Annotated in this window: 28 protein-coding genes, 1 other RNA gene and 1 riboswitch; of the genes, 19 read left to right on the forward strand and 10 right to left on the reverse strand. The window is 48.4% G+C overall.

The window, feature by feature from the left end:
- Positions 1–32: 32 nt before the first annotated feature.
- Entirely contained in the window at positions 33–632 is a 600-nt protein-coding gene (locus tag KNO79_RS06205; RefSeq protein WP_214690858.1) for a class I SAM-dependent methyltransferase, read from the reverse strand.
- Positions 633–780: 148 nt separating this feature from the next.
- Here KNO79_RS06205 and KNO79_RS06210 point away from each other — a divergent pair, with 148 nt between their 5' ends.
- The 7 genes from KNO79_RS06210 to KNO79_RS06240 all read left to right on the forward strand — a co-directional run bounded on the left by KNO79_RS06210 (position 781) and on the right by KNO79_RS06240 (position 6,705).
- A complete protein-coding gene (locus tag KNO79_RS06210; protein WP_012726391.1) occupies positions 781–1,662 on the forward strand; it encodes an SMP-30/gluconolactonase/LRE family protein in 882 nt (293 codons plus the stop codon).
- Positions 1,663–1,674: 12 nt separating this feature from the next.
- Entirely contained in the window at positions 1,675–1,941 is a 267-nt protein-coding gene (locus KNO79_RS06215) for a hypothetical protein (protein ID WP_012726390.1), read from the forward strand.
- Positions 1,942–2,052: 111 nt separating this feature from the next.
- A complete protein-coding gene (locus KNO79_RS06220) occupies positions 2,053–3,252 on the forward strand; it encodes a GTP-binding protein (RefSeq protein WP_214690859.1) in 1,200 nt (399 codons plus the stop codon).
- Positions 3,253–3,311: 59 nt separating this feature from the next.
- Positions 3,312–3,412, forward strand: a riboswitch (TPP riboswitch).
- Between the two features lie 82 nt (positions 3,413–3,494).
- Entirely contained in the window at positions 3,495–4,085 is a 591-nt protein-coding gene (locus tag KNO79_RS06225; RefSeq protein ID WP_214690860.1) for a YkoF family thiamine/hydroxymethylpyrimidine-binding protein, read from the forward strand.
- Positions 4,078–4,653, forward strand: a complete 576-nt coding sequence (locus KNO79_RS06230; protein WP_012726387.1) for an ECF transporter S component — start codon at positions 4,078–4,080, stop codon at positions 4,651–4,653. Before KNO79_RS06225 ends, KNO79_RS06230 begins: the two co-directional genes overlap by 8 nt.
- Positions 4,619–5,989, forward strand: coding sequence for an ABC transporter ATP-binding protein (locus tag KNO79_RS15620; RefSeq protein ID WP_285800628.1), 1,371 nt, complete (start codon positions 4,619–4,621; stop codon positions 5,987–5,989). The genes KNO79_RS06230 and KNO79_RS15620 overlap by 35 nt, the downstream gene beginning before the upstream one ends.
- Positions 5,971–6,705, forward strand: a complete 735-nt coding sequence (locus tag KNO79_RS06240; protein WP_159562359.1) for an energy-coupling factor transporter transmembrane component T family protein — start codon at positions 5,971–5,973, stop codon at positions 6,703–6,705. The genes KNO79_RS15620 and KNO79_RS06240 overlap by 19 nt, the downstream gene beginning before the upstream one ends.
- A gap of 9 nt (positions 6,706–6,714) precedes the next feature.
- Here KNO79_RS06240 and KNO79_RS06245 read toward each other — a convergent pair whose 3' ends face one another.
- Positions 6,715–7,302: a DUF1643 domain-containing protein gene (locus KNO79_RS06245; RefSeq protein ID WP_012726384.1), complete on the reverse strand. Its 588-nt coding sequence runs from the start codon at positions 7,300–7,302 to the stop codon at positions 6,715–6,717.
- A gap of 28 nt (positions 7,303–7,330) precedes the next feature.
- Positions 7,331–8,014: a lytic transglycosylase domain-containing protein gene (locus KNO79_RS06250; RefSeq protein WP_230872907.1), complete on the reverse strand. Its 684-nt coding sequence runs from the start codon at positions 8,012–8,014 to the stop codon at positions 7,331–7,333.
- 86 nt (positions 8,015–8,100) lie between these two features.
- Between KNO79_RS06250 and KNO79_RS06255 the strand changes: the two genes are divergently transcribed.
- On the forward strand, positions 8,101–8,796 hold the full coding sequence (locus KNO79_RS06255) for a CPBP family intramembrane glutamic endopeptidase (RefSeq protein WP_214690862.1): 696 nt from the start codon (positions 8,101–8,103) through the stop codon (positions 8,794–8,796).
- Here KNO79_RS06255 and KNO79_RS06260 read toward each other — a convergent pair.
- Positions 8,729–9,652: an alpha/beta hydrolase gene (locus KNO79_RS06260; RefSeq protein WP_159562356.1), complete on the reverse strand. Its 924-nt coding sequence runs from the start codon at positions 9,650–9,652 to the stop codon at positions 8,729–8,731. The two genes, KNO79_RS06255 and KNO79_RS06260, sit on opposite strands and share 68 nt — an antisense overlap.
- Before the next feature lie 180 nt (positions 9,653–9,832).
- Between KNO79_RS06260 and KNO79_RS06265 the strand changes: the two genes are divergently transcribed.
- Positions 9,833–10,240 carry a hypothetical protein gene (locus KNO79_RS06265; protein WP_214690863.1) on the forward strand — a complete coding sequence of 136 codons (408 nt, stop codon included), beginning with the start codon at positions 9,833–9,835 and terminating at the stop codon, positions 10,238–10,240.
- Here KNO79_RS06265 and KNO79_RS06270 read toward each other — a convergent pair.
- The 5 genes from KNO79_RS06270 to KNO79_RS06290 all read right to left on the reverse strand — a co-directional run bounded on the left by KNO79_RS06270 (position 10,191) and on the right by KNO79_RS06290 (position 14,920).
- Positions 10,191–10,868 (reverse strand): ABC transporter ATP-binding protein, encoded by a 678-nt coding sequence (locus KNO79_RS06270; RefSeq protein ID WP_074036962.1) that lies wholly within the window; start codon positions 10,866–10,868, stop codon positions 10,191–10,193. The genes KNO79_RS06265 and KNO79_RS06270 overlap by 50 nt on opposite strands.
- Positions 10,865–11,878 carry an ABC transporter permease gene (locus tag KNO79_RS06275; protein WP_214690864.1) on the reverse strand — a complete coding sequence of 338 codons (1,014 nt, stop codon included), beginning with the start codon at positions 11,876–11,878 and terminating at the stop codon, positions 10,865–10,867. The genes KNO79_RS06270 and KNO79_RS06275 overlap by 4 nt, the downstream gene beginning before the upstream one ends.
- Before the next feature lie 68 nt (positions 11,879–11,946).
- Positions 11,947–13,293, reverse strand: coding sequence for a sensor histidine kinase (locus KNO79_RS06280; RefSeq protein ID WP_214690865.1), 1,347 nt, complete (start codon positions 13,291–13,293; stop codon positions 11,947–11,949).
- A complete protein-coding gene (locus KNO79_RS06285; RefSeq protein WP_159562351.1) occupies positions 13,290–13,955 on the reverse strand; it encodes a response regulator transcription factor in 666 nt (221 codons plus the stop codon). The genes KNO79_RS06280 and KNO79_RS06285 overlap by 4 nt, the downstream gene beginning before the upstream one ends.
- A 77-nt stretch (positions 13,956–14,032) precedes the next feature.
- Positions 14,033–14,920, reverse strand: a complete 888-nt coding sequence (locus tag KNO79_RS06290) for a hypothetical protein (RefSeq protein WP_214690866.1) — start codon at positions 14,918–14,920, stop codon at positions 14,033–14,035.
- Positions 14,921–15,090: 170 nt separating this feature from the next.
- Here KNO79_RS06290 and KNO79_RS06295 point away from each other — a divergent pair, with 170 nt between their 5' ends.
- Positions 15,091–15,498 carry a hypothetical protein gene (locus tag KNO79_RS06295; RefSeq protein WP_074036967.1) on the forward strand — a complete coding sequence of 136 codons (408 nt, stop codon included), beginning with the start codon at positions 15,091–15,093 and terminating at the stop codon, positions 15,496–15,498.
- A gap of 94 nt (positions 15,499–15,592) precedes the next feature.
- The gene (locus tag KNO79_RS06300; RefSeq protein ID WP_214690867.1) at positions 15,593–17,041 is read left to right on the forward strand and encodes a S8 family peptidase; all 1,449 of its coding nucleotides are present in this window, start codon (positions 15,593–15,595) and stop codon (positions 17,039–17,041) included.
- A gap of 44 nt (positions 17,042–17,085) precedes the next feature.
- On the opposite strand, the gene KNO79_RS06305 is transcribed toward KNO79_RS06300, so the two are convergent.
- Positions 17,086–17,490, reverse strand: a complete 405-nt coding sequence (locus tag KNO79_RS06305) for a hypothetical protein (protein WP_012726372.1) — start codon at positions 17,488–17,490, stop codon at positions 17,086–17,088.
- Between the two features lie 120 nt (positions 17,491–17,610).
- Here KNO79_RS06305 and rnpB point away from each other — a divergent pair.
- The 8 genes from rnpB to KNO79_RS06345 all read left to right on the forward strand — a co-directional run bounded on the left by rnpB (position 17,611) and on the right by KNO79_RS06345 (position 23,887).
- Positions 17,611–17,978, forward strand: an RNA gene (rnpB, locus tag KNO79_RS06310) — RNase P RNA component class B.
- Positions 17,979–18,102: 124 nt separating this feature from the next.
- Positions 18,103–19,266 (forward strand): THUMP domain-containing class I SAM-dependent RNA methyltransferase, encoded by a 1,164-nt coding sequence (locus tag KNO79_RS06315; RefSeq protein ID WP_074036970.1) that lies wholly within the window; start codon positions 18,103–18,105, stop codon positions 19,264–19,266.
- A gap of 120 nt (positions 19,267–19,386) precedes the next feature.
- Positions 19,387–19,569: a hypothetical protein gene (locus KNO79_RS06320; protein WP_230872813.1), complete on the forward strand. Its 183-nt coding sequence runs from the start codon at positions 19,387–19,389 to the stop codon at positions 19,567–19,569.
- A 51-nt stretch (positions 19,570–19,620) separates the two neighbouring features.
- On the forward strand, positions 19,621–20,523 hold the full coding sequence (locus KNO79_RS06325; protein WP_214690868.1) for a Gfo/Idh/MocA family protein: 903 nt from the start codon (positions 19,621–19,623) through the stop codon (positions 20,521–20,523).
- A 59-nt stretch (positions 20,524–20,582) separates the two neighbouring features.
- Positions 20,583–22,001, forward strand: coding sequence for an alanine/glycine:cation symporter family protein (locus KNO79_RS06330; protein ID WP_214690869.1), 1,419 nt, complete (start codon positions 20,583–20,585; stop codon positions 21,999–22,001).
- 109 nt (positions 22,002–22,110) lie between these two features.
- Positions 22,111–22,932: a YihY/virulence factor BrkB family protein gene (locus KNO79_RS06335; RefSeq protein ID WP_196430760.1), complete on the forward strand. Its 822-nt coding sequence runs from the start codon at positions 22,111–22,113 to the stop codon at positions 22,930–22,932.
- 79 nt (positions 22,933–23,011) lie between these two features.
- Positions 23,012–23,566, forward strand: a complete 555-nt coding sequence (locus KNO79_RS06340; RefSeq protein WP_214690870.1) for a hypothetical protein — start codon at positions 23,012–23,014, stop codon at positions 23,564–23,566.
- Positions 23,567–23,581: 15 nt separating this feature from the next.
- Positions 23,582–23,887, forward strand: a complete 306-nt coding sequence (locus KNO79_RS06345) for a hypothetical protein (protein WP_214690871.1) — start codon at positions 23,582–23,584, stop codon at positions 23,885–23,887.
- Positions 23,888–23,905 lie beyond the last annotated feature (18 nt).

The following is a 23,905-nucleotide window of genomic DNA, read 5'->3' on the forward strand; positions in this document are numbered from 1 at the left end:
TGGCCTCTCCGAATCTCGGGGAGGCCATTCGTTTACCGTTTTTGCCCGACATATTGAATCACAGCGGATTCGCCGTGATGGAGCGTGCCTTCTTCTCGCCAGACGACCGTCTCATGTAAGACGAGCGGTACGAAATCGTCCTCTAGTTGGTGGAACATCTCTTCGGTGTAAAGAAGTGAGGCGTCGTTTGGTCCACCTGTCCCGTAAGCGAGTTGATGTGTAGAGTAGACTTCACTCAGGAACAAACCACCAGGTCGAAGCGTTTGTTGGATACCCGTAAACACCTTTTCTCTGACGTGTGGAGGAAAGTGGCCAAAGATACAGATGACCATGTCATACGCCTTGTTTGGCCAATCGGCTTCATTCAAGTCGATCTGTTTCGTCTGAATGGACACGTTTCGTGACGTCGCCAAGCGTTTCGCTTTGTCGATCCCTGCTATAGAAACGTCCCATATCTCGACTTCAAAGCCGAGCGTGGCGAGCCACACCGCGTTTCGACCTTCGCCCTCCGCGATGGCCAATACACGTTTTCTTTCAGGTTGATGAGACGTGACCCATTCGCGTAAAAATTCGTTTGGCTCTGTCCCATACACATACTCTTCCGAACTAAATCGTTCATCCCATTTCGACAAGCCATTCACTCCCTCGCTACGTTTCTTTCACTATAGCAAACTGAACGGACGACAATCAAAATCCGTCACGATTTTCTGGATTCATGCATAGTCCCAATGCGAGAGGGGAATAGATTTCTGAACTAATGGATAGAGTGGAGGCTAAGTGATGGAGAAAGTAGATGCGTCGTTGTGGATTCGTGTACGAAATACGCTTGGTGAAGGTCCGTGTTGGGATGCCGAGCTGAAGCGGTTTTATTGGGTAGATATCGAAGGCCATACATTGTGGTGGTATGACGAACGTGAGGATGAAATCTCGTCGTTTGAAGTCGGGAAACAAGTCGGTTTCGTCATTCCGAAAGTGACGGATGGCGTTGTCCTTGGTTTGAAGGACGGCATTTATGAGTGGGATGAGATCAATCGGGACTTGAAGAAGATTGTCGAGTTGGATGATCCGGACGGTCAATTGCGGTTCAATGACGGAAAAGCCGATCCATACGGTCGAATCTTCGCCGGAACACTTCATCTCGAAGACAAAGAGAATCAAGCGACATTGTATCGTGTCGATCGGGATGGTACGACGACGACACTCATGGATGAGCTCACACTTTCGAACGGGTTGACGTGGTCTCCTGACCATTCCGTTTTTTATCATATCGATACACCGACTGAAACGATTCGCCAATATGATTTCGATTTGAAGGCGGGTACGTTATCAAATGGAAAGGTCGTCATCGATTTTGCGGACGAGGATGGCTTCCCGGATGGTATGACATCAGATACGGAAGGATGTTTATGGATTGCGCATTACGCCGGAAGCAAAGTATCTCGCTGGAATCCATCAACCGGTGAAAAGCTGTTAGAAGTTCACGTTCCTGCACCGAATGTCACATCCTGCGCCTTCATCGGGGATGGGCTCAATCGATTGGCCATCACGACGGCTCGTGAGGGGATGGATGAGGAAGCGTTAGCCGAATATCCGGATGCTGGATCGGTATTTATCATCGATACAGAGGTGAAAGGGATGCCGCTTTATCGCTTTGGGCGTTGAGGAGGACATGCAATGGTGAAACGACTGTTAGTTCGAGCGGGTATTGGGTTGGCAGTTGCGGCAGCGGTCAAGATGGGAATTCAAAAGTTGCAAGAAAATCGAGCGCGGGAAGAAGATCATTCTTATCTCGACCCAAAATGGGACGAGGTGCCGAGTGTCGATTCTGACAAGGACGAGGATGAGGTCGGGTTGACGCAACTCGACTCCATCTATCGGGCGGAGTGGCAAGCGAACGCCTATCCCCGCTCGGAAGCAGAACGAAAAGCGTTGGAAGAATAAAAGCATGTTTTTCAAAACACGTCCGTGTGGCGTGTTTTTTTGTTGACAAATCGAATCAGTCGTTTCAATATATAAAAAGTAATGATTACGATTTAATGGAGGTTCATCAATATGAAACGAATTCCAATTACAGTACTCTCAGGTTATCTTGGTAGCGGAAAGACGACACTGCTCAACCACATCTTACATAACCGGGAAGATAAAAAATATGCGGTCATCGTGAACGATATGAGCGAGTTAAACATTGATGAGAAATTGATTGAACAGGGTGGTTTCTCCCGTACCGATGAAAAATTAGTCGAACTCTCGAACGGGTGCATCTGTTGTACCCTACGTGAGGATTTGCTGACAGCGGTCTATGAGTTGACAAAGGATCGTGACCTCGATGGCATCATCATCGAGTCTTCTGGGATTTCAGAGCCGATTCCCGTTGCGCAGACGTTCACGTATGCCGATGATGCGCTCGGAATCGATTTGACGAGCCGTGTCTATATCGATGCGATGGTCACTGTCGTCGATGCGTACCGCTTCTTCAAAGATTTCAATTCTGGTGAATCGCTCATGGAACGTCAACAAGCCGTCGATACAGGAGATGTCCGTGAAGTCGTCGACCTACTCGTCGACCAAGTCGAATTTGCGGATATCATCGTGTTGAATAAGGCAGACCGGGTGTCTGAAGCGGAACTGCAGGAGATGAAGGGGCTACTTAAGACACTTAACCCGAGCGCCCGATTATTGACTTCAACATACTCCGACGTAGCGTTAGACGATCTACTCGACGTCCAGTTGTTCGATTTCGATCAGGCGATGCGTGCGGCGGGATGGATTCAAGAACTTGAGGCAGAAGAACATACGCCGGAAACGGAGGAGTATGGCATCAGCTCGTTCGTCTACCGTCGTCGTCGACCGTTCCACCCTGAGCGCTTGATGAATTGGATGGAGCACTATCCTGAAGAAATAGTCCGTGCCAAAGGCTTCTTGTGGATCGCGTCACGGAACGACCTTGCCTGTCTCTTCTCCCAGGCCGGATACGCATCGACGCTCGAACATGCCGGTCGTTGGTTAGCGACCCTTCCGGAGAGTGAACGAGAGGCCATGTTCGCCTCAGAACCTGAACTGCGTGAAGATTACATCGAGCCGTACGGAGACCGACAGAACGAATTGGTCCTTATCGGTCAACGGATGGACCGGGAGACGGTCGAACAATCACTTGACGCCTGCTTGTTGACGGATAAGGAGATGGTAGCGGCATGGGATTCGTTCCATGACCCACTCCCTGGTAATGGCCAACTCGTCACCTATTCAGATTGACCGTTTACAAACTGACGAAACATCGCTATACTGTGACTGCATAAGTAACCGCATATCAATGACTGCACTAGGGGTGCTTCGGCTGAGATGTGAGCATGGCTCCGATCCCTTATAACTCGATCCAGGTAATACTGGCGTGAGGAAGTGCGGCACTTTCTCTATGCAAGTTTGTATAGATTTTGTTGCTGCATTCTCATGAATGCGGCTTTTTTTGTGCAAACACATATAGAGGGGGAAACAAGATGAATGAATTATGTGGCACGAGTCCGATTGTCGGATTTCGCTTCACGCTTAGCCCGATGACAGATGACTTTATCGGGACGATCAAAGGGGCATTGAAAGGAACAAATATGACGGGTGTCTGGCGACATACGGACGACGTATCGACCGTGATCCGTGGTCGTGCCGAGCACGTGTTCGACGTCGCACGGACCGTGTTGAGCCTGGCTTCGGAAGAAGGACGCCATGTCTCGATGAGCGGAACCTTCTCCGTCGGATGTCCGGGAGATTCGGCAGGGGATGAAGCACTCGATGCCCCACCACAACAACTGAACGGGTCCTCAAGAGAACAGTATGTCTCTTCACAATTCGCGCTCTATCCGATGGGTGCAGAGAACTACATGGATCTCATCTATGATGAAATTGAACAAGCGAAACAGGCCGGTGTCTATAATGACTCCATGCACTACGCGTCAGGCATTCATGGGAATTTGGATGATGTGTTCTCGTATTATGAGGCGGCGTTCAATCGGACGCGCGAGAAGAATCGACACGTCGTCATGACGGTGACGTTCAGTGTGAACAGTCCGTCACATGGAGGACGACATGCTTAAATCGTGGAAATTGAAAGAGGTCGTTCTCGTCTCCGTATTGTCTGTCGTCTTTGCCGTCGTCTACTTACTGTTCGTCCATATCGGGAACTTATGGGCGGGATTGATCGGGCCGATCGCCTATGAATGGATTTTCGGTATCTGGTTCATCGTGTCGATCATCTCGGCGTACATCATCCGGAAGCCGGGTGCTGCCTTTATCTCCGAAGTGATGGCAGCGACGATTGAGATGTTGATTGGAAATGCGATCGGACCACGCATCATCTTGGTCGGCATCGTCCAAGGTCTTGGGGCTGAAGCTGTCTTTGCGATGACAGGCTATCGTCGATATGAGCTATGGGTTCTCATGCTAGCTGGATTTGGCTCGGCCGTCACGAGTTTCGTGTATACCTACTTCATGAGCGGATTTGCGATGCTTGAACCAGGATATGTGGCGACGATGTTCGGGCTGCGCGCGGTCAGCGGCATGGTCATCGCAGGAATCGGTGGGAAGTTGCTCAGTGACCTGTTGCTCAAGACGGGGTCACTTCGTGGCTATGCGATCGCTCGGAGTGGGAACGTCCATGGTTGAGACAGAATCGCTTTCATTCCGGTTCCCCGAAAGTCAGGACACCATCATAAAAGATGTGTCACTTTCCATACGACCTGGACGCACGATTTTGACAGGAACGAGCGGAAGCGGGAAGTCGACCCTACTCGCGCTGTTCAACCGTCTCTATCCAGAGAATTGTGATGGAGTCCTAGAAGGCAGACTCGAACTGTTTGGACGGATTTACGACGAATACGCACCAGGCGAAATCAATCAGCAGGTCGGGACCGTATTTCAAGACCCGGACACGCAGTTCGTGATGGAACGGGTGGAAGAGGAACTCATCTTCACACTCGAAAATTTGCAGACACCGGTCGAGGTAATCGATCAGCGTGTGACGGAGATTCTCGAGTCACTCCAACTGACCGATTACCGAAATCGTCTCATCGATTCCTTGTCAGGCGGGGAGAAACAACGGATTGCCGTCGCCTGCGCCATGGTTGGACGACCGGGATGGTTGCTTCTCGATGAGCCGTTGACGCACCTTGACCCAGTGACCGCGAATCGATTCGTCGACTGGCTCGATCACTTAGACAACGTGAACGTCATCGTTGTCGAACATCGCGCACACTTGTGGGGAGACTTTTTTGATTGGCACATCGAACTCGACCAAGGACGGATTGTACGGAACGAACCGTTTCAGCCGGTCGATGATTTTTCATTCAAACCGTCGCCTGAGCCACGACAAGCAATCGAGCATTACGTGGTAGACGAGGTGGTGCGTGACTCATTTCGATTAAAAGGGGTGACCCTAAAAGCTCGGATCGGGGAAGTGATTGCCATATTGGGACCAAATGGGAGTGGAAAGTCGACGTTTTTACGAAGTTTGACGGAGTGTGACCGCCGGGTGGGACTCGTCCCTCAATCTCCGGAACACTTATTTTTCATGAACTCGGTCGAGCAAGAGCTACAGTTTGGTCATGAGGAATCGATTGATGTCGTATTGGATGAGCTAACCCTCGAGGACAAACGAGTCCTCCATCCATTGTCACTCAGTCATGGACAGAAGCGACGACTCGCCGTCGGGATTCAGTTACTCTCAAACAAACAGTTGCTTGCCTTCGATGAACCGACGGCAGGTCAGGATGAGCCGTCACTCCATGCACTAGAGATTTTGATGAAGCGACATGCGGCAAAGGGACAGACGATCTTGTTCGTGACCCATGACTTATCGTTCGCCAATATCGCCCATACGTTCTATTTGATGAAGGATGGGGAACTCTCAGGACCATTCGGGGATGAGCTTTGGGGGGACACGGAGAGACTTCGTCATTATCGACTAGCGGGAGGACGGCAACGATGTCACTCCATGATATGAATCCGACGATCAAGTTTGGGACGATGACGATCATCATGTTCGGGCTGGCCTTGTTTTATAACCCGTGGACCCCGCTCGTCATCATTGTCGGTACGTTGACGATTCAATTACTGGCGACGGACGTTTCATGGAAGAAGTGGAGCCTGTTTTTGATTCCTTTTCTCGTCACGGCACTCGGGACGTTTTGGACGACGCTCGTGTTTGGGAAGGAGCTTGGGGGAGAGACGTGGGTAACCCTTCTCGGTCAAGACATTTCAAAAGAAGAGGCACGTATCGCCATGTCTCTTAGTCTACGTGTGTTGGCATTCACCGTACTGTCGCTCCTCTTTATGTTGACGACCGATTCGAAACGTTTCGTCATGAGTTTGATGCAACAGGCAAGGCTTTCTCCGACGATTGCCTATAGTGCGCTCGTCGGATTCCGCTTCCTTCCGTTAATGCAACGGGAGATGCATCAGCTACAATACGCGCATCGTCTTCGCGGCGTACCTCTTGATACGAAATGGGAGCGGATTCGGCATGTCCCGAAACTACTTCTTCCACTGATGGCAGGTTCAATCCGACGTGCTGAACGTGTCGCCTTCTCCATGGAGGCGAGAGGTTTCACAAGTGGAAAACGGACCGTCTATGAGCGGATTGACATCAAACCGTCCGATTACATGTGGTCCGGTATATTCTTCATACTGTTCGGTCTTTCCATTTGGATTGGCATATGAAAAGACGACTCACGGAGAGTCGTCTTTTTTCGTTTCTTTCACGATACGAAACTTCGGTTTGACCGATTCGTTGTTGAACGCCTCGAGAACGGTATTCTCGTTTGCCATTCGAATCTGTTGTGGCTCGCCTTTTGCTGTCGTACCGATGCAATACATGTTCGCTTCATAATCCGCAAAGAGCGATTTGTAAGATGTCGCGTGGTGCATCAAGCGACCTGGAGACCCCCAACCGACGATGATCATCCCGCCGCTTGCTTCTACCTCTTGTAACGTCTCTTCGACGTAATGGTAGTTCGTCTCATCGAGTTGAGACTCCACGTATGGAAGGTTGTCATTGATGGCGAGTGTCGGGACGAGACTGATGACCCGCATTTCTCGAATCGGTTGTGACAAATGATTTTGCATCAACATATAAGCACGCTGTGTCGTCGTGCCAGACAAAAAGGCATCGCTCATCCGCGGCGAGTAAATAATGACGGCGCAGATGACGCCATCCTCCACATCGGTGAACTCATACGTTCGCATATAGCGTTTCGTTTTATCTTCATTGAAGATTGATTTGACGCGGATGGTTACTTCTTCTACATGCGTGTTCATTTCCATTCCTCACTTTTTCATGTAAGCATCAGCCGAGCGATTTAAACCACTCGACATATCGAATCGTGTAATAAGCAACTCGTTGACTAAGCGTATCACGCTCATCAGGCATGAACGTCACGCTTGATTCATAGTTCTCGAAGTACGTCATGACATCATTGACATATTGCTCACTTCGATTGTATTCGAAGATAGCGTTTCGGACGGATGTGACTGAATCTGTCTTTTTTCCACCGTGTTCACTTAAATAATACGCCGCCGTGTGCGCAGAATCAACTAGACTATGTGGGTCAGCTTTTCCATCGCCGTTCCCGTCGCGACCGAGTCCGCCATACTGTTCAATCAAGGCAAGGTCCGTCAAATCCACTTCGTCTTCTGGGACATCGCCTTTTTGGTCATCGGTATCATATTCCCAACCGAGCCAAGTACGGGGCATGAATTGAAAAGGTCCGATCGCGCCGACAGACGAACGCATCGACGAACTGTGTGAGAAGATGGTCTCTACACGGTGAACGGCAGCCAGTAGGCGCCAGTCCACGTCATATGTTTCAGCAGCGTCTTGATAGACGGCCAGATGTGTGTTCGGAACACCGTTCTCTCCATAATAGGTTCGATACAATCCATTGTTCACTTTATCATGTTGACCGAGCCAGCCGACTGCCCCGAGCAAAAGCACGAGCACAATAATGAAACCGGTCAGTCGCAGCATCATACGTTTCAAGATACCGCCTCCTAGCTTTTAGACAATACTCGAATAGTGTAGCATATAGCTAAGAGGAAGGACAGGAGTGGATATGGATGCTTGAACGTTTGATTTTTACAGCCATTATCGGCTACATGCTGATCGTTCAAATCTTCAATGCCAAATTGATTCGTCCCTTGATTGAAACGAGAGGACGGGCATGGGTATATGAACAAACCGTGAAATCGGCATGGGGGCTGACCTTGTTAATTGTTGCCCTCATCTTTTTATTTCAAGTACCGCCATCAGAAGTCGGATTGAGGTTCGGACCAGAAGCGGGGAACGAACAGGCATGGCAAGTCTTTTACTTGTCATGCATCCTGGTCACCGTGGCGCTCGTCTTTTATCTGTTGGTAAAAACTTCAGCACGTCTCCGAAATGTGTTACGCCCTTACTATGAGCTCGATTTAGAGAAGCTGCTCCTCCCTCGGACAAAACCTGAGGAACAAGCGTGGGGTGCCGTCTCGGTCACTGCAGGCGTGACCGAGGAATTCATTTTCAGAGGAGTCCTGCTATACACGATCTCCCTCTATATAGAGGTCCCGGATTTGACTCTCGCCTTAATCGGGGGCGCCCTTTTCGGTGTGGCCCATGCCTATCAAGGGATAAAGGGAGTCTTCACGACAGGGATCGTTGGATTCGGACTAGGTATCCTATATTTAGGGATGGGTGTCCTTTGGCCGGTCATGGTGTTACATGTGCTACTTGATTTGATTGCCGGTCCAATCCATGTCGATGCAAAAAGCGAGTGACCGCCTCCTCATACGCAGGAGCGTCCTTGATCATGCAATCGGTATGTTCTGCGCCATCGATCAATACCAAGTCGTTCTTCCGGTTCAATGCATTCATTTCGACCGACATCCACGTCGGGACGAAATCATCTTTTGAACCATGTACGAATAGGATTGGGGTCGTCGTTTCCGTGACGGCCTTTTTCGGTTGGACTTGTCTCATCGTGAACCCGGCACGAGACCAAAGGAAATAGTCGATTCCCGGTAAAATGAGCTCGGCTGGGATATGGTGTAACTCTTTCAATTGATAACGCATCAATTGTTTCATATCGTCAAACGGACATTCTGCGATGACGAAGTCGACGTTCGTGAGCGGAGTCGTCTGCAAGACGGTGGCCGCTCCCATCGAGACGCCGTGAAGCCCGACTTGATCGACTGTTTCCTCTGTCTTCAACCAGTCCACCCAGTCGATCATATCGACTTTTTCATGGAAACCATATGAGGCATAAATTCCTTCGGACTCCCCGTGTGAACGTAAATCGACGGCAAGCAGGTTAAAGCCGAGACGATGGAACATGGCGAGGTGAGGGGCCATGAAACTATGTGATGCGGTATATCCATGTACGAACACAATCCATTTTGTTGACCCCTCATTCCGATAGATACGCCCGTAGAGGCGGTACTCATCACGAGATTGAATCGAGACATGCTCGAACGGTACGTCATGATAAAAGTTGCGATCTTCGTCCGTATATGGAGCGAGTAACATCTCCGGAGTCTTTCGTTTGCCCCGCGTCATTCGTTTGAAGGCATAGTAGCTGACCGCGTAGTAGCCTGTGAAAAGTGATGCCAATCCAATTTTCCATTTTCGTTGCATTAATACCGACTCCTTTCAACGTTATTGTACCCGAAACGAATCGATACGGTCCTGTTTTCTTACATAAGGAGAGGGCATACAGAACATAATCGTGTGAATATCAGGAATCAAGGCACATGGAAAGACATGATTTTGAACGATACGATGGAGTGACAACAGCAGGAGGGTGGGGATATCTATATGGAGAGGTCAGAGATCTATCGAATGATACAAATGGTGTTGAGCGACAGAAAGGGGATGCTTGAACGGGGAGTAACGTTCTCGTGGACGATTGAAGGAGATGAACGAATCATCGGACTCGTATTTGATGTTATTCTCGACCGTTATTTTCTATATAACCAAACAAGCCTCCTCACCGAGGTACAAGAGATTGCGCGTCTAGTCGAATGTCGACCAGAGGAAATCGTTCGCGCACTCTCCTGTCTTTCGGGGATTCGACTCGAATCGAATCATATCATCGAACGATTGATGAGTATCGAAGAGGCGACCATTTCAGAGAACGGATCAATCCTTGTTGCCATTCGCCTTGGAGGATGGCTCACTCATCAATTGCATCAAATTGGTCGTGATGCCCTTCTTCCTTGTTGAGCTCGGTCAAGGTACCGTCAATCACACGAAGGACGCGATCACACACATCGAGCATGCGTTCATCATGTGTGATGACGACGACACGTCTCCCTTCTTCATGTGCTTGTTTGGCCAATAACTCCATCACACGGCGTCCATTCTCATAATCAAGACTCGCCGTCGGTTCATCTGCCAAAATGAGTTGCGGGGAGTTGATCAAGGCACGTGCGACGGCGACACGTTGCTTTTCACCTCCCGACAATGTCGACGGGAGATGATGCAGGCGGTGTCCTAAGCCGAGGTCGGTCAATAGTTGTTTCGCATCCATCTGTCTCTTCTCCTGAATCAGCTCAAGTTGCTCGAGCACCGTCAAGTAGGGAATCAGGTGGGCCTGCTGAAACACGAACCCGACTTCATGTAGACGTAACAGACGACGTTGTTCCTCATCTAATTCGAATACGTCCCGTTCGTTCATCAAAAATGCTCCTTGATCTGGTTTTCGCAATAGACCGAGGATGTATAACAATGTACTCTTCCCGCTACCACTCGGACCGACGATGGCAACGCATTCCCCTGGCGATACATGTAACTCGATGTCATTCAATACGAGCTGACCGTCAAACTGATGTGATACATGGCTTAACCTCATGATGCTTTTCCTCCTATGATTTCAATTGCGTCGACTTGACGTAGTTTCCATAACGGTAACAACGCGCCAAGAACAGATAAGAAAATGAACATGGATCCGAATAGCGCGACATGACCGAAGTCGACGAGAAACGGTAACGATGATGGAATCAACGCATCGACGACGTACATGAACCCGATCGATGTGGCGACTGCGGCAGATACTATGACGATGACCTGAAAGAGCAGTGCCCGTCCGATGATTCGAGGAGAGAGACCGATTGCCTTCAGAATTCCGAGTTCAGGTAACTTTTGAAGCGTGAACAAATAAAAGAATGCGGTCAAAATAAACGTTCCGATCACGAGTAGAAAAGCACGCATCATCGTGAATGTGCTTTGCTCGGCACTATATCCAGGAACCGACTCAATCAAATCTTGTTGACTCATGACGAGCGGATTGGACATCGTGGATTCCGTTCCAATCTCAGCCGATACATATGGACGTTGTTCGGAGTAATCCAAATAATCGAACCACGTCTCGTTCGTCGTGTAAATCACCGGTCCATGACTGTAGCGTCCAGGCGCCTCACCGGCGATCGTAAAACGATATTCGGACGCAAAGTCGGTCAACGTGTCACCTGTTCCAAGCTGAACTGAAAGACTTGGGTCAAACAAGACTTCACCTGTTTCTAGATAAGTACCTGGGCCAATATTACTTCCACTTGGAAGGGCGAATAGCGTGACCTCTTCTTTTTTTCCATCAATCGTGACCGTGAGCTGTCGGACGCTCATCGTTTCGTTTGAAGTATCCGCTGTGACGTCTATAAACGATCGTGTCAATTGACCTTCTGAGTCCGGATCAAGTTGATACGTCGTAGCATTCAATTCGTGCAAGGCAGAACCGTTATCATATGCGAGACCGTCTGCTAGCCCTGTGATGAGTGTCGTCAACATGACAATCAATAATGTGATCACGAACAACATGGAAAACTTTCTTTTCTGTCTCCACATCTCTTTCCAACCTAACTGCATAAAAAAACCTCCTTCAAGTGCTGATGAAGGAAGTGTACGTAATCAATATGAACAGAATATGAACGACATCAAAAATGTAAATGAACCGTGGTGCCGGTTCCGAGGTTTGACTCGACTGTGATGTTTCCGCCATGTAGGTCGATGATATCTGAGGTGATGGCAAGACCGAGACCTGTCCCTTGAGTCGTTCGAGCCGTGTCCCCGCGATAGAAGCGGTCGAACAGGTGCTCTTTTGTCTCGTCGTCCATCCCAACCCCTTCATCCGTAACCGAGATGACGATACCTGGGTCGACGGTACAGGTGATGTGAATTGTGCCTCCATCATGGGAAGCATGAACGGCGTTCATCAATACATTGTTCCAAACTTGTGCGAGTAGAACCGGGTCACTCTTCAAGACTACGTCTTGTGGGATGTCGGTAACGACGGCGATCCCTTTTTGATCAAGAATGAAAGCGTTCGTTTGAATGACTTCGGATACCGATTGAAGCACATTCACGTTCGTCTCGAGAATCGGGGGATTTTCATCCAATCGTGATAAAAGCAGCAGTTGTTTCGTCAATTGGGATAGACGCTTCGTCTCCTGTTCGATGACACGCGCATATTCTCTTGATTCACCTTCCGTACCGTCAGCTAATTTTTCTGCATAGCCACCTAGGGAGGTCAAAGGAGATTGAAATTCATGGGAGACATTCGAAACGAATCGTCGCTGTCTCGCTTCGGTACGATCGATCTCATTTGACATGTTTTGAAATTGTCGTGCCAACGTTCCGATTTCATCTTGACGCTCGACGGGGAGATGTTCCGGAGCTTTACGCATGGCGACGGATGTGGTCGCATTCGTGAGCGTCTGTAACGGGCGGACCAGGGACCTTGTCGAGATGGCAATCAAGCCAAATGCCAAGAGGGTGACGAGTGCGAAAAATAGACCGACGAACAGATGTAACTCGCGGATTTGGGCACTCAAATCCGGACGAATAAAGATGACGTCCCCGTTTTCAAGTGTAAATCCATATGTGTTCGTCAGTTCGTTATCGAACAATCCGAGCAAGAAGAGATGAAACGGAAAGTCACGCATTCCCTGATATGGAGCCCCGTTCCGAACAGATTGAATCACTGTGTCAGAGATAGTCTCATCCCGAAAGGCACCGCCAAAACGTCGACGTTCGTCAGTCGCATCCACGACGACCAGTTGATATCCGGTCGCAGCTAAGAAAGTATAGAAGGCATCATAGTCTAAATCGGTATGGTTCTCGACATACGACTCCGCTATTTTGGCGACCCGTTCCGTCTTCTCGCTATAGGAAGGTTGCCACCACTTGTAATAAGCCACATTGCTGATCAACAGGGAGATGGCTCCGGATAGAAGTAAAATCAAGAACATCGTGACGATGATTCGCGTGTAGAGTGTCTTCATCCGTTCACCTCGAGCGAGTATCCGACACCTCGTACGGTTCGAATCGACAAAGCAGGGTGATCGAACCGATTACGAAGTCGCTTGATATGAACATCAACTGTTCGCTCATCCCCCTCGAAATCAAATCCCCATACCAAATCAATTAACTCCTCACGACGATACACTCTTCCCGGAAAAGAGGCGAGTTGAAATAATAGTTCAAACTCTTTTTTAGGGAGATAGAACAGCTGACCCTCAAGCGTCACCTCGTATTCTCTTAAATCGAGTCGAAGAGGACCGGCTTGAATTTGTGAAGCGGCAGAACGTTGATAACGTCGCGAGACGGCTTGCAATCGAAAGAGTAACTCCTCAGGGATGAAGGGTTTGGTCACATAGTCGTCTGCCCCATGAACGAATCCTTGACGCTTATCCTCCCATTCATCGAGAGCAGTTAGTAAAATGACGGGAATATCGAGAGTCGCCTTGAGTCGTCGACACAATTCACGACCGTCAAGCCCTGGGAGCATGATGTCGACAATCGCGGCATCGATTGGTTGCATCGTGAAACGTTCTTCGCCTGTGTTCCCGTCGGTCGCTGTCAACACCTCATGACCCGCATCCTCGAACGTTTCTTTCACAAGGCGTAAAATGGAGGGGTCGTCTTCTACGATGAGTATACGCATAGCGGTCGTTCCTTTCCTAAATAGGTTCGACACGAAACGAGGTGACCCATGCGGAGTCACCTCGAATCGTATCAGCTTTATTGCTTCGTCATCTCTTGATGAAGGGCACGGAGGGCGCGGATGAACGCATCCTTAAAGTATTTGTCTTCTTGTGTCTCTAATGTTTGGATGGCCTTTTGGTCACCGTTACTCGCTTTGACGAGAAGATTCACGACTGTTCCCCAGCGTTTCACATGTTCTGGACGAGGGTGGTTCAACGCGGTCGTCAGCGTGAACCAATACGGTTGATCGCGTCGCTGCAACGTGGCAATCATCCGTTTGGCAAGGAGCGATTCTTCTTCAGAAGGGATTGTTGCCGTGGCGAACCAACCGAGCATCGAAGCGCTCATCGATTCAAGTTCTTGTTTCATTGCAGGTTCGATTGGCATCCGTCCGAAGTCTGTCACGTTGACAAATACCAATCGGTCTTTCGGGTCAATATGTGTGATCCATCCTGACACTGACTTCAGCTTTTCACGTTCTTTTGACTGGGCTTTACACGTATACCCTTGAAGTTTTCCGATGTAGATGCGGAATTGTCCACGGTCGACATGTTTGTCCACCTTGAACTCGATTTCTTGTCCTGCTTGAAACGGTTGATTCCGTTTATTCAACGTCTGACCCTTTTTCAATTCGGGTCGTTTGGAAATATGACGCAATGCTTCTTGTTCAGTCCGATCATCCAATGTCCAAAGGTTGTGAGGGGTCACGTTTTTAAAACGATGACGCCGGACGTAGATGTATTGGTCGAGTGCGTCGATCGCGTCTGCGGAAGTGGCAGTTCCATTCAAATAGTCATCAGCGATATCACGTAAGGTGAGGGATTCGAGACGATCGATATGTCCTGAATAGGGAACGCTTCCGACAACAAATAACGCGGTCGCAATCAACTCACTTTCTCGAGGGGTCAGCGGTCGTTTGGCCATGGTGCACTTCCTCTCTTAATTCATATGATTAGTATAACAAAAACAGTTAGAATGTTGTGAACTCAACTGCGATTTGGAAAAAAATGAGGAATGGACAGGATTCCCACCATTTATCTCGAATAATGACTTGTAGAGAATCGGATGTAGGAATGAAAAAGTGAGGTGAGGCAATGAAGCTCTCCATCGAATCTGGGGATTATGTCGTATTGATTGAAATCAATAAAGAAGTACTCAAATGTGCATCCCTTGAGGAAGCCGATCAGGCAGATCGTCTGCGATATGAACTCGTTGGTCGGATGAGCGAACGCTTGCCAGCAGAAGTCATCGTTCCGTCGATCATCGATTACATTCGCTTCGGAAGCGGATATATCGGAGATCGCATCGTCTGGGACGCTGAAACGGAGTCTTTTTTTTGCCAGCAGTTTGAGACCATTGACGGGTCTCCACTTGGAGAGGACCTCGAGGGATTCCGTCCCGACCCAAGCCGGGTGGAACTGGCGCGCTACTATACGTACTTGACGATTGGACGGATTGTCGAGTTTGATATGCTGCACCCGGATGAGCCGAGCTATTGGTAAACTTAGCGACAACTTTTTATTCAAAAAAAGGGAAATCTAATCCAAAGTTTGAGATAATGGAGTCACTTTATCAGTTTGGAATGGAGCGGAAGGAATGAAAAAGATTGCCCTTTTGACAGCGATTGCCCTTTTACTGCCGGTCGGAGTAGATGCAGCACAGCCGGTCATCCTTAAGAAACATGGTTACGTCGTCTCAGAACCACAAGTCACGAGCCAATATTATGTGAAGCAAATCGGTATGGATTTGGCCTGGAATAAGACGAGAGGCGCAACTGATATCGTTGTGGCGCTGATTGACTCGTCAGCTGACCGTAACCATACGGATTTGAAGAACGTTCCTCGTGTCGTCAATTCCATGAAAGGTCCATACACTGCGGATATTCATGGCACACATACCGCTGGGATCATGGCCGGGAAACATAACCGTTTTGGGATCGCCGGACTCGCGCCGAACGTCCGCTATCACTTTTATAATGTGTTCTACGGGGTGAATTCAGATAAAACAGACTCTTGGACGGTCGCCAATGCAGTGGATACGGCTGTAGCGAAAGGGGCGAACATCATCAACCTCTCGCTTGGAGGGGATGATTATGATAGTCGTTTGGCCACATCGATTAAACGGGCAAGGGCGAAAGGGGTCATTATCGTCGCATCATCTGGAAATGATCGAAAACAGACGATTAATTTTCCTGCAAACATGAAAGAGGTAATCGCGGTCGGTGCAATCGATTCTAGACATCGTCTCGCGAGCTTTAGCAATATGGACGATCGCGTAAAAATCGTGGCGCCAGGTGTGAACATCCTCTCTCTAGGAATCAACAACCGCTTTATCTTTATGGACGGGACCTCGATGGCGGCACCGATGGTCACGGCGAGCCTCGCGCTCGTCAAATCGATCAATCCTTATTTGACACCTGGTGAGATCGACCAGTTGATTGCGAAGATGTCAAAAGCCTCCGGAAAGTCTTATACGGAATTGAATGCGATGAAACTGCTAGAGGCAACGGCTCGCCCTATTCACATCTCTGCCCCTTCGGTGTGGAAGAGTCGATACGTGAATGATGTCAAGTTGAGTGTTATGAACCATTCGAACTTAAAGTCCTCGTTCACACTGTATCAAGGGAACAAGAAAGTCAAGACGCTCACACCAAATCGGTCGTTCACGATGTATTCGAGCGGGGATTGGTTACCGAGCGGACAATATCGCATCGTCGGTCAAGTCACGGATGGAAAACATAAGCGATACACGAGCCGAACGATTGATTATGTCAACACGTTGAAGACGGCAGTGTCTGTGAAGGTGTCGGAAGAAGGGACGTTCTCGATTCACACGACGCGAAAAGGCACGGTCACGTTACTTGATTCAAATGGGAAGGTCTTGTACGAAGCGCTCCACATCGCCGGGACATTTCCGGTAAGAGGGAATACGACACAGAAGCTGACGGTCATCCTTAAACCGACGGACCTTCGCGAAAAAGTGGTGACGACATCTTTTGAGCCACCGATCATCGAAGACGAGCCTCCGGTCACAGAGACCTTGTAAGATAAAAAGCCGCCTGCTCCTAACGGAGAGACGGCTTTTTCTATTTAATCGATGGTGATGGCTTCTCCACACCAACGGATACTCGCTTCTAATACGTTCCCTTGGTCATCAATATGCTCGAAACTGAGTTTCCCATCTCGGATGATTTCGCAAAGACCGACTCGGACACGGTCGCTCCAAGCGCGACGCGTCTCATGCGTTTCATCGAACACTGGAATGGCGTCCGGGAAGCGCTCCTCGAGATGTGCTAAATTATGATGGTCAAAATGATAAGGTCGTTTCGAGAGTTCGTTCGGTGCCTTGATGTCGAACGGTTCAAACCCTCGGACGAGACGATTATTTCGGTAGAAGGCGAACACGCCGTTGTTCGGGTGGAGCACTTTAATGTCATCGATTTCTATTACATAAGTCAGACGTTGAATCCAACCGTTTTTTGCATCCTGATGCATCAAAATCCCTCCTTATTCAATGAACACGCCTTATTTTAGCGCTGACTGAACGTAAAATCAAGTTTCGAATTTAAGTTGTCAACCGTTCAAATTTCAGCTACAATGGTTGAAGTGACTATGAAGTCTGGACAATCGCGGGACGCAAGTCTTGAGGAAAGTCCATGCTCGCACAGCCTGTGATGGCTGTAGTGATCGTGCTACACGAAACGATAAGTGTAGGCAACGCAAGTTGACGGCAGAAGAAACACCTAAGTCCTCGGATATGGTGTCCGCTTCTTGAAAGTGCCACAGTGACGGAGTCTGATCGGAAACGTTCAGAGTGGAACGAGGTAAACCCCACGAGCGAGAAACCCAAACTATGGTAGGGGAACTTCCAGACCGGAATCGAACGGGACGGAGGGCGCCGATGTGCGCAGATAGATGATTGTCACTCCATCGTGCCAGGGAGACCGCTATGAGCACCGGAGTACAGAACATGGCTTACAGGACAACATAGTCTCAACTGACAACGACAAGGAGTTCAAGCACATATACTTGAGCTCCTTTTTTCATGATTTTTTTACAACTTACAAAATGACTGAAAGATATTTATGTAGAAGGAAGGCGATTTAGATGGCAAAACGTAAACTGATTGCGACGGCAGCGATGGGAATCGAGGCACTTGTGGCAAAAGAAGTAAGGGATTTAGGATACACGTGCGAAGTCGAGAACGGACGGATTTATATCGACGCGGAAATGGAAGACATCCCACGTCTGAACATGTGGTTGCGGACAGCAGACCGGGTCAAACTCGTCGTTGCCGAGTTCAAGGCGACAACGTTTACAGAATTGTTTGACGGGGTCGTAGCGTTACCATGGACCGACCTCATGCCGTGGGACGCGGCGTTCACGGTCGACGGACGCTCGGTCAAATCAAAGCTGTTCTCGATTCGTGACTGTCAGAAAATCACGGAGAAGGCGATCGTTGAAGCGATGCAACGCGGCTATCGTAAAGAGGGAGAATGGTTGCCGAAGTCAGGCGCGAAATTCCCAATCGAAGTCGCTCTTTTGAAAGATGTGGCGACCATCACGATCGATACGTCCGGTCCACTTCACCGTCGAGGCTACCGTGAGCTTCATTCGCAAGCTCCACTCAAAGAGACGATGGCAGCGGCGATGATTCAATTGACAAACTGGCGTCCGGACATGCCGTTTTATGACGTATTTACAGGTTCAGGGACGCTCGCCATCGAAGCGGCGATGATTGGACGAAATATCGCGCCGGGTATCAACCGTGAATACTTCGCACAGGATTGGACATGCATCCCGAAAAAAGCCTGGTATGCGGCAATCAATGAAGCGAATGAGAAGGCGGAGTGGGATAAACCGTTAAAAATCTATGGAATCGACCTCGATCCGCGGATGGTGAAACTTGCAAAAGACAATGCGGAACTCGCTGATGTTCGTGATGCAATCACGTTCGTCCATAGTGACGCAGCCGCACTGAAGCCGAAAGAAGAGTACGGGGTCATCATCGGAAACCCACCTTATGGGGAACGACTTCAGTCAGAAGAAGAAATTATCGACTTGTACGAGCGAATCGGAGAGCAATATGCGAAATACCCTGGTTACAGCGTCTACATGTTGACGAGTTATGAAGACTTCGAGAAGGCATACGGGCGCCCGGCGACGAAGCGTCGGAAGCTGTACAACGGAAATATCGAGACGCAATATTACCAGTACTTCGGAAAGCGTCGCCCACGTCCGGACCGTGACGCAAAACCGAAATCAGAATGATGAATCCATGACCGTTCACCTGAGCGGTCATTTTTCTGTTTTCTTAGAACAAACTCACTTGTTTCATCATCCGTGTAACAGGATATACATAACATATGTATAATTAGAGGGGGACAGATGATGGAAAAGTATACAGTCGAATATCAGTTACATGTGAAAGAACAGAACACTCGGACGGTCGAGGTAGAAATGGACCGTGTGCCGGACTTAAATAATCAAGAAGAATTACATGCGGCTTACCAGATTGTATCTGACGCGATTCGTGAACCGATCACAAGTTTTGAGATTGTATCTATTACGTGAGCCCGAGGCAATCGCTTCGGGCTTTCTACATAATATTGGAGGAGTGAGCAAATGAATATTTTAGTAGTGGGCATCGGGGATGTCGCCAAAAAAGCATATCTACCTGTATATGCCGGATTAAAGGACGTTGATGTGTATCTCGTCTCAAGGGATGAACAGAAGTTACACGATATCATCTCGACCTTTCGTTTCAAAGGAGGGTACTCAGACCTACACGCCGTGCCGATGACAGAAATCGATGCCGTCATGATTCATTCGACGACAGCTGTCCATTATGAGCAAGCCGAGTATTGTCTGCGGCAAGGGAAGCATGTCTTCATCGACAAACCGATCACGTTCACTCTTGAAGAGACGGAGCGACTCGTCGCACTTGCTAAAGAGAATGGCGTCCATCTCGTCACAGGCTTCAATCGCCGATTTGCCACGGCCACGCAGGCACTCAAACAAATTGAAGAAAAAAATATGGTCTTCATTCAAAAGAACAGAACGTATAAACAGGCAACGCTCCGCGAATTTGTGATTGAGGATTTCGTGCATGTCGTCGATACGCTCCGTTATTTGACCGATCTTCAGCCTGTCGAACGTTTACGTGTCACACCTCGATTTGAAGGGGATGTGCTGAAACAAGTGATGATTCATTTCAAGGCAGGGGGAATCGAGGCAATCGGTTGGATGAACCGAGACAACGGTTGTACCGAAGAAGTGATGGAGGTCATGTCACCGACCGTGAAGCGGGTCACGCGTGATGTGGAGCGGATTACAGACTATGGACGAGACGGTGTGAAGGAATGGTCACTCGACCCATGGGAGTCGAATTTGAAACGTCGAGGGTTTATCGACCTTGTGGAAGACTTCTTACGTTTACTTCGTGGGGAACCGAACGCCTCCGTTGTCGCGGAAGACAGTCTCGAGACACATCGTCTCTGTGAAGAGATTCTAAAGGAAGTGCGGTGAACATACTGTTTCCGTCATATTCAGACCGGGTAAAAACCCGATAAAAGGAGGCGATTTCGTTGGATATTCGTGAACTGATTATGCAAATCAATGACTATTTATGGTCGTACCTTCTCATCTTCGTATTGATTGCAGGAGGTCTTTATTTTACGATTCGGATGGGGTTCGTTCAATTTCGAATGTTACCGGAAATGTTTAAACTCTTATTCGTGAAAGGAATCAAGCATGAGAAAGGACAGGTCTCATCTTTCCAAGCGTTCGCCATCGGAACGGCTGCCCGTGTCGGTACGGGGAACATCGCCGGCGTATCGACGGCCATTGCCTTAGGAGGTCCCGGGGCAGTATTTTGGATGTGGCTCATCGCCTTGATCGGAGCAGCTTCGGCGTTTGTTGAAAGTACGCTCGCCCAGGTGTATAAAGTGCATGACGGCAAGGCGTGGCGCGGTGGTCCGGCGTACTATATTGAGCGGGCTCTCGGTGCACGCTGGTTAGGCATCGTATTTGCTATTTTGATTACGTTCGCGTTCGGTTTTGCGTTTAACTCCGTCCAGGCGAATACAATCGCACTCTCCGTGAATAACGTATTTGAGATCGATACGGTCTGGGTCGGCATCATCTTGTCCGTTGTCACCGCTATCGTCATCTTCGGTGGGATTCGTTCCATCTCGACCTTATCGGGAATCATTGTACCAATCATGGCGGGCGGTTATATCTTACTTGCCATTTGGGTCGTCCTTACGAATCTTGATGTCGTGCCACAGGTGTTCTCCGCCATCTTCTCTGAAGGTGTCCTCGGTTTCCAACAGTTGTTCGGTGGTGCGGTCGGTGCAGCCGTCCTCCAAGGAATTCGACGTGGTCTCTTCTCGAACGAGGCAGGTATGGGGTCTGCCCCGAACGCCGCAGCTACCGCTGAGGTGAGTCACCCGGTCAAGCAAGGATTGATTCAATCGCTTAGCGTATTCGTCGACACCTTGTTCATCTGTACCGCAACGGCGATGATTGTCCTCATTTCAGGAGTGGAAGGCTCTGAAGCTTTCCAAGGGATTGAGTTTGCCCAAGAGGCGCTTCTCGTTGAAATCGGACCGATTGCGACGACTCTCATGACTGTCGCCATCTTACTTTTTGCCTTCAGTTCGATTTTGGCCAATTATTATTATGGAGAGACGAACATCGAGTTCATATCTGAGAAGAAGCGATATTTGATAATCTATCGGATTGCTGTTGTCGGGATGGTCATGTTCGGGTCGGTGCGATCTGCGGGACTCGTCTGGTCGATTGCCGACATCTTTATGGGCTTGATGGCACTCGTCAACATGTATGCGATTTTCCGATTGAGTAAAGTTGCCAAGACACTCCTCGACGACTATATGGTCCAAAAGAAAGAAGGAAGAGACCCGGAATTCTTTAAAGATGGTGTCGAACTTCCTGGTAAAGAACATATTGAAGCGTGGGAAACAAAGAAAGAAGAAATTAGTTGAAGGATCATCAATCAATGGGACGTCCCTGGCAAACAGGGGCTTCCTCTTCATTTTGAACTTATTATTTCAAATACCGCATTATATTATAAAAAGAAAGTAGAGAGTATCGATGAAACAAGTATTTTTGACAATCGTCAAGCGATTTTTTACTGAACGTTTTTTTGATCAAGCGGCCATGTTAGCCTATTATTTCATTTTATCTACGTTCCCGTTCTTATTATTCGTATTAGGTATTGTTGGATTTTTACCGTTTACGAGTGGCGATGTGATTCAAGCGTTATCACTCATCATGCCTGAAGCCAGTTACAAGCTATTAGAAGGGAACATTGAAGCCGTATTCGACAACTCCAAATTGAAATTGGCATCATTCAGTATCTTACCAGCACTCTGGATCTCATCGATGGCCGTACAATCTCTCGTGCGGGCATTGAACGATGCCTACCGGGCTGTTCGTAATAAAGCCTTTTGGAGGGGCGTCTTACAGGATATCGCCATCACCTTGGCGCTCATGTTTGTGTTGCCATTTTCATTGCTCGTCCCTGTGATTGAGACGGCACTTCGAGAAATCTCTTCATACGTGTTGTTCATCGATGAGATTGTCACGACATATGCGCAGATTTGGTTTTACTTCAGATGGATCATCGGAACAGGTCTTCTATTCACTGTATTCGTATTTGTATATAAGTGGTTGCCAAGTGTGTCCGGAACATTTAAAAATAGTTGGGCCGGAGCCGCTTTTGCAACAGTAGGGATTCTGCTTGTCTCGAACGTGTTTAGTTACTATTCACAATTCGCAAATTACGAGCAGTTTTATGGTCAACTCGGTGCGTTCATCGTCTTATTGATTTGGTTCTATCTCGCTGCCTCTGTCATCTTGCTTGGTGGGCTGTTGAATGCGACGTTAATCGAGAGGAAAGAAAAACTTCGTTAGACGTGTAATTGCTAGTTATCATTCGAAAGAATAGGGAATGGTATCGTAAGGTCACATCATCAAAGCGGAGGTGGGAAACATGGATATGCAACGGCTCGTACACAATCGTCGTTTCATCGATCAATCATTGTTTTACCTCGCCTTACATCTATGGAAATGGATCCTACTGTTACCTGTCTTGTTCTATTTGGACGTATCGTTCCGACATTCGCCATTCTCTGAGTACTTGATTGTCAGTATCATCTTGTATCTCATGTTTCGTGTGATTCAATATGTGATAGCTAGCCGAGCTTCTCTCATGGAATTAGTAGAGTTCGCGTATGGGGTGCTATCACTTGTTCTTGTCTTCTCGTTCATGATGGAAATCGGCGCGCCACCGATCGCTGTCGCAATAGTTGGAGCTGCATACTTGAGCCATCCGATGCTTTCTCTACATCACTATCAAAACTTTTCAGAGCGCAAATGGTTGAACAAACAGTTTCAATTATTTAGCCCGATGCTTCGCAAGGGTGAGGTACCGGTTCATGTCCTCGTGTTGACGGAAGATGAAATTGTGATTACTGTAGAAAGTGGAAAAGAGTTTACGTATCGTCATATTTACTGGGGCGGTTTTTATGTAGAAAATCCTTCCTAAAAGGTGGTTACTCAGTTGTTTAGTGGATTTGATAATGTGATTGTCATCGTATTCTGGATTGCAACATTCATCGTTTTCTTTAAAGGCGCCTATGATATGTGGCGTGAATACCGAACGTCGAAAGAAAAATCAGTATTGTACTTTTTAATCGTACTGATTCTCACATGGTTTTGGTTCAATCCATACGAATTGGTCGCATTGCATCCGTTCGTACTAATGGCGTACTATTGGAACCGAAATCGGTGGATGCGAAACGCAATGTTCGTGTTGGTTCTCGTACCGTTTGTGATTCGTGTCTGGTTAATCGCAGCATCGATGTAAAACAAAAAACTCGGTCCC

The organism is Exiguobacterium sp. s43, assembly GCF_018617255.1.
Classification (GTDB): Bacteria; Bacillota; Bacilli; order Exiguobacteriales; family Exiguobacteriaceae; genus Exiguobacterium; species Exiguobacterium profundum.

Coding starts and splice junctions, on each gene's coding strand:
- KNO79_RS15620 (WP_285800628.1), top strand. CDS start 4,619: ATGCGATCGCTCGGAGTGGGAACGTCCATGGTTGAGACAGAATCGCTT.
- KNO79_RS06295 (WP_074036967.1), top strand. CDS start 15,091: ATGAAGCTCTCCATCGAATCTGGGGATTATGTCGTATTGATTGAAATC.
- KNO79_RS06220 (WP_214690859.1), top strand. CDS start 2,053: ATGAAACGAATTCCAATTACAGTACTCTCAGGTTATCTTGGTAGCGGA.
- KNO79_RS06255 (WP_214690862.1), top strand. CDS start 8,101: ATGCTTGAACGTTTGATTTTTACAGCCATTATCGGCTACATGCTGATC.
- KNO79_RS06300 (WP_214690867.1), top strand. CDS start 15,593: ATGAAAAAGATTGCCCTTTTGACAGCGATTGCCCTTTTACTGCCGGTC.
- KNO79_RS06315 (WP_074036970.1), top strand. CDS start 18,103: ATGGCAAAACGTAAACTGATTGCGACGGCAGCGATGGGAATCGAGGCA.
- KNO79_RS06305 (WP_012726372.1), bottom strand. CDS start 17,490: ATGCATCAGGATGCAAAAAACGGTTGGATTCAACGTCTGACTTATGTA.
- KNO79_RS06325 (WP_214690868.1), top strand. CDS start 19,621: ATGAATATTTTAGTAGTGGGCATCGGGGATGTCGCCAAAAAAGCATAT.
- KNO79_RS06285 (WP_159562351.1), bottom strand. CDS start 13,955: ATGCGTATACTCATCGTAGAAGACGACCCCTCCATTTTACGCCTTGTG.
- KNO79_RS06245 (WP_012726384.1), bottom strand. CDS start 7,302: ATGAACACGCATGTAGAAGAAGTAACCATCCGCGTCAAATCAATCTTC.
- KNO79_RS06320 (WP_230872813.1), top strand. CDS start 19,387: ATGGAAAAGTATACAGTCGAATATCAGTTACATGTGAAAGAACAGAAC.
- KNO79_RS06240 (WP_159562359.1), top strand. CDS start 5,971: ATGTCACTCCATGATATGAATCCGACGATCAAGTTTGGGACGATGACG.
- KNO79_RS06250 (WP_230872907.1), bottom strand. CDS start 8,014: ATGATGCTGCGACTGACCGGTTTCATTATTGTGCTCGTGCTTTTGCTC.
- KNO79_RS06215 (WP_012726390.1), top strand. CDS start 1,675: ATGGTGAAACGACTGTTAGTTCGAGCGGGTATTGGGTTGGCAGTTGCG.
- KNO79_RS06225 (WP_214690860.1), top strand. CDS start 3,495: ATGAATGAATTATGTGGCACGAGTCCGATTGTCGGATTTCGCTTCACG.
- KNO79_RS06290 (WP_214690866.1), bottom strand. CDS start 14,920: ATGGCCAAACGACCGCTGACCCCTCGAGAAAGTGAGTTGATTGCGACC.
- KNO79_RS06230 (WP_012726387.1), top strand. CDS start 4,078: ATGCTTAAATCGTGGAAATTGAAAGAGGTCGTTCTCGTCTCCGTATTG.
- KNO79_RS06335 (WP_196430760.1), top strand. CDS start 22,111: ATGAAACAAGTATTTTTGACAATCGTCAAGCGATTTTTTACTGAACGT.
- KNO79_RS06270 (WP_074036962.1), bottom strand. CDS start 10,868: ATGAGGTTAAGCCATGTATCACATCAGTTTGACGGTCAGCTCGTATTG.
- KNO79_RS06340 (WP_214690870.1), top strand. CDS start 23,012: ATGGATATGCAACGGCTCGTACACAATCGTCGTTTCATCGATCAATCA.
- KNO79_RS06210 (WP_012726391.1), top strand. CDS start 781: ATGGAGAAAGTAGATGCGTCGTTGTGGATTCGTGTACGAAATACGCTT.
- KNO79_RS06260 (WP_159562356.1), bottom strand. CDS start 9,652: ATGCAACGAAAATGGAAAATTGGATTGGCATCACTTTTCACAGGCTAC.
- KNO79_RS06265 (WP_214690863.1), top strand. CDS start 9,833: ATGGAGAGGTCAGAGATCTATCGAATGATACAAATGGTGTTGAGCGAC.
- KNO79_RS06280 (WP_214690865.1), bottom strand. CDS start 13,293: ATGAAGACACTCTACACGCGAATCATCGTCACGATGTTCTTGATTTTA.
- KNO79_RS06275 (WP_214690864.1), bottom strand. CDS start 11,878: ATGCAGTTAGGTTGGAAAGAGATGTGGAGACAGAAAAGAAAGTTTTCC.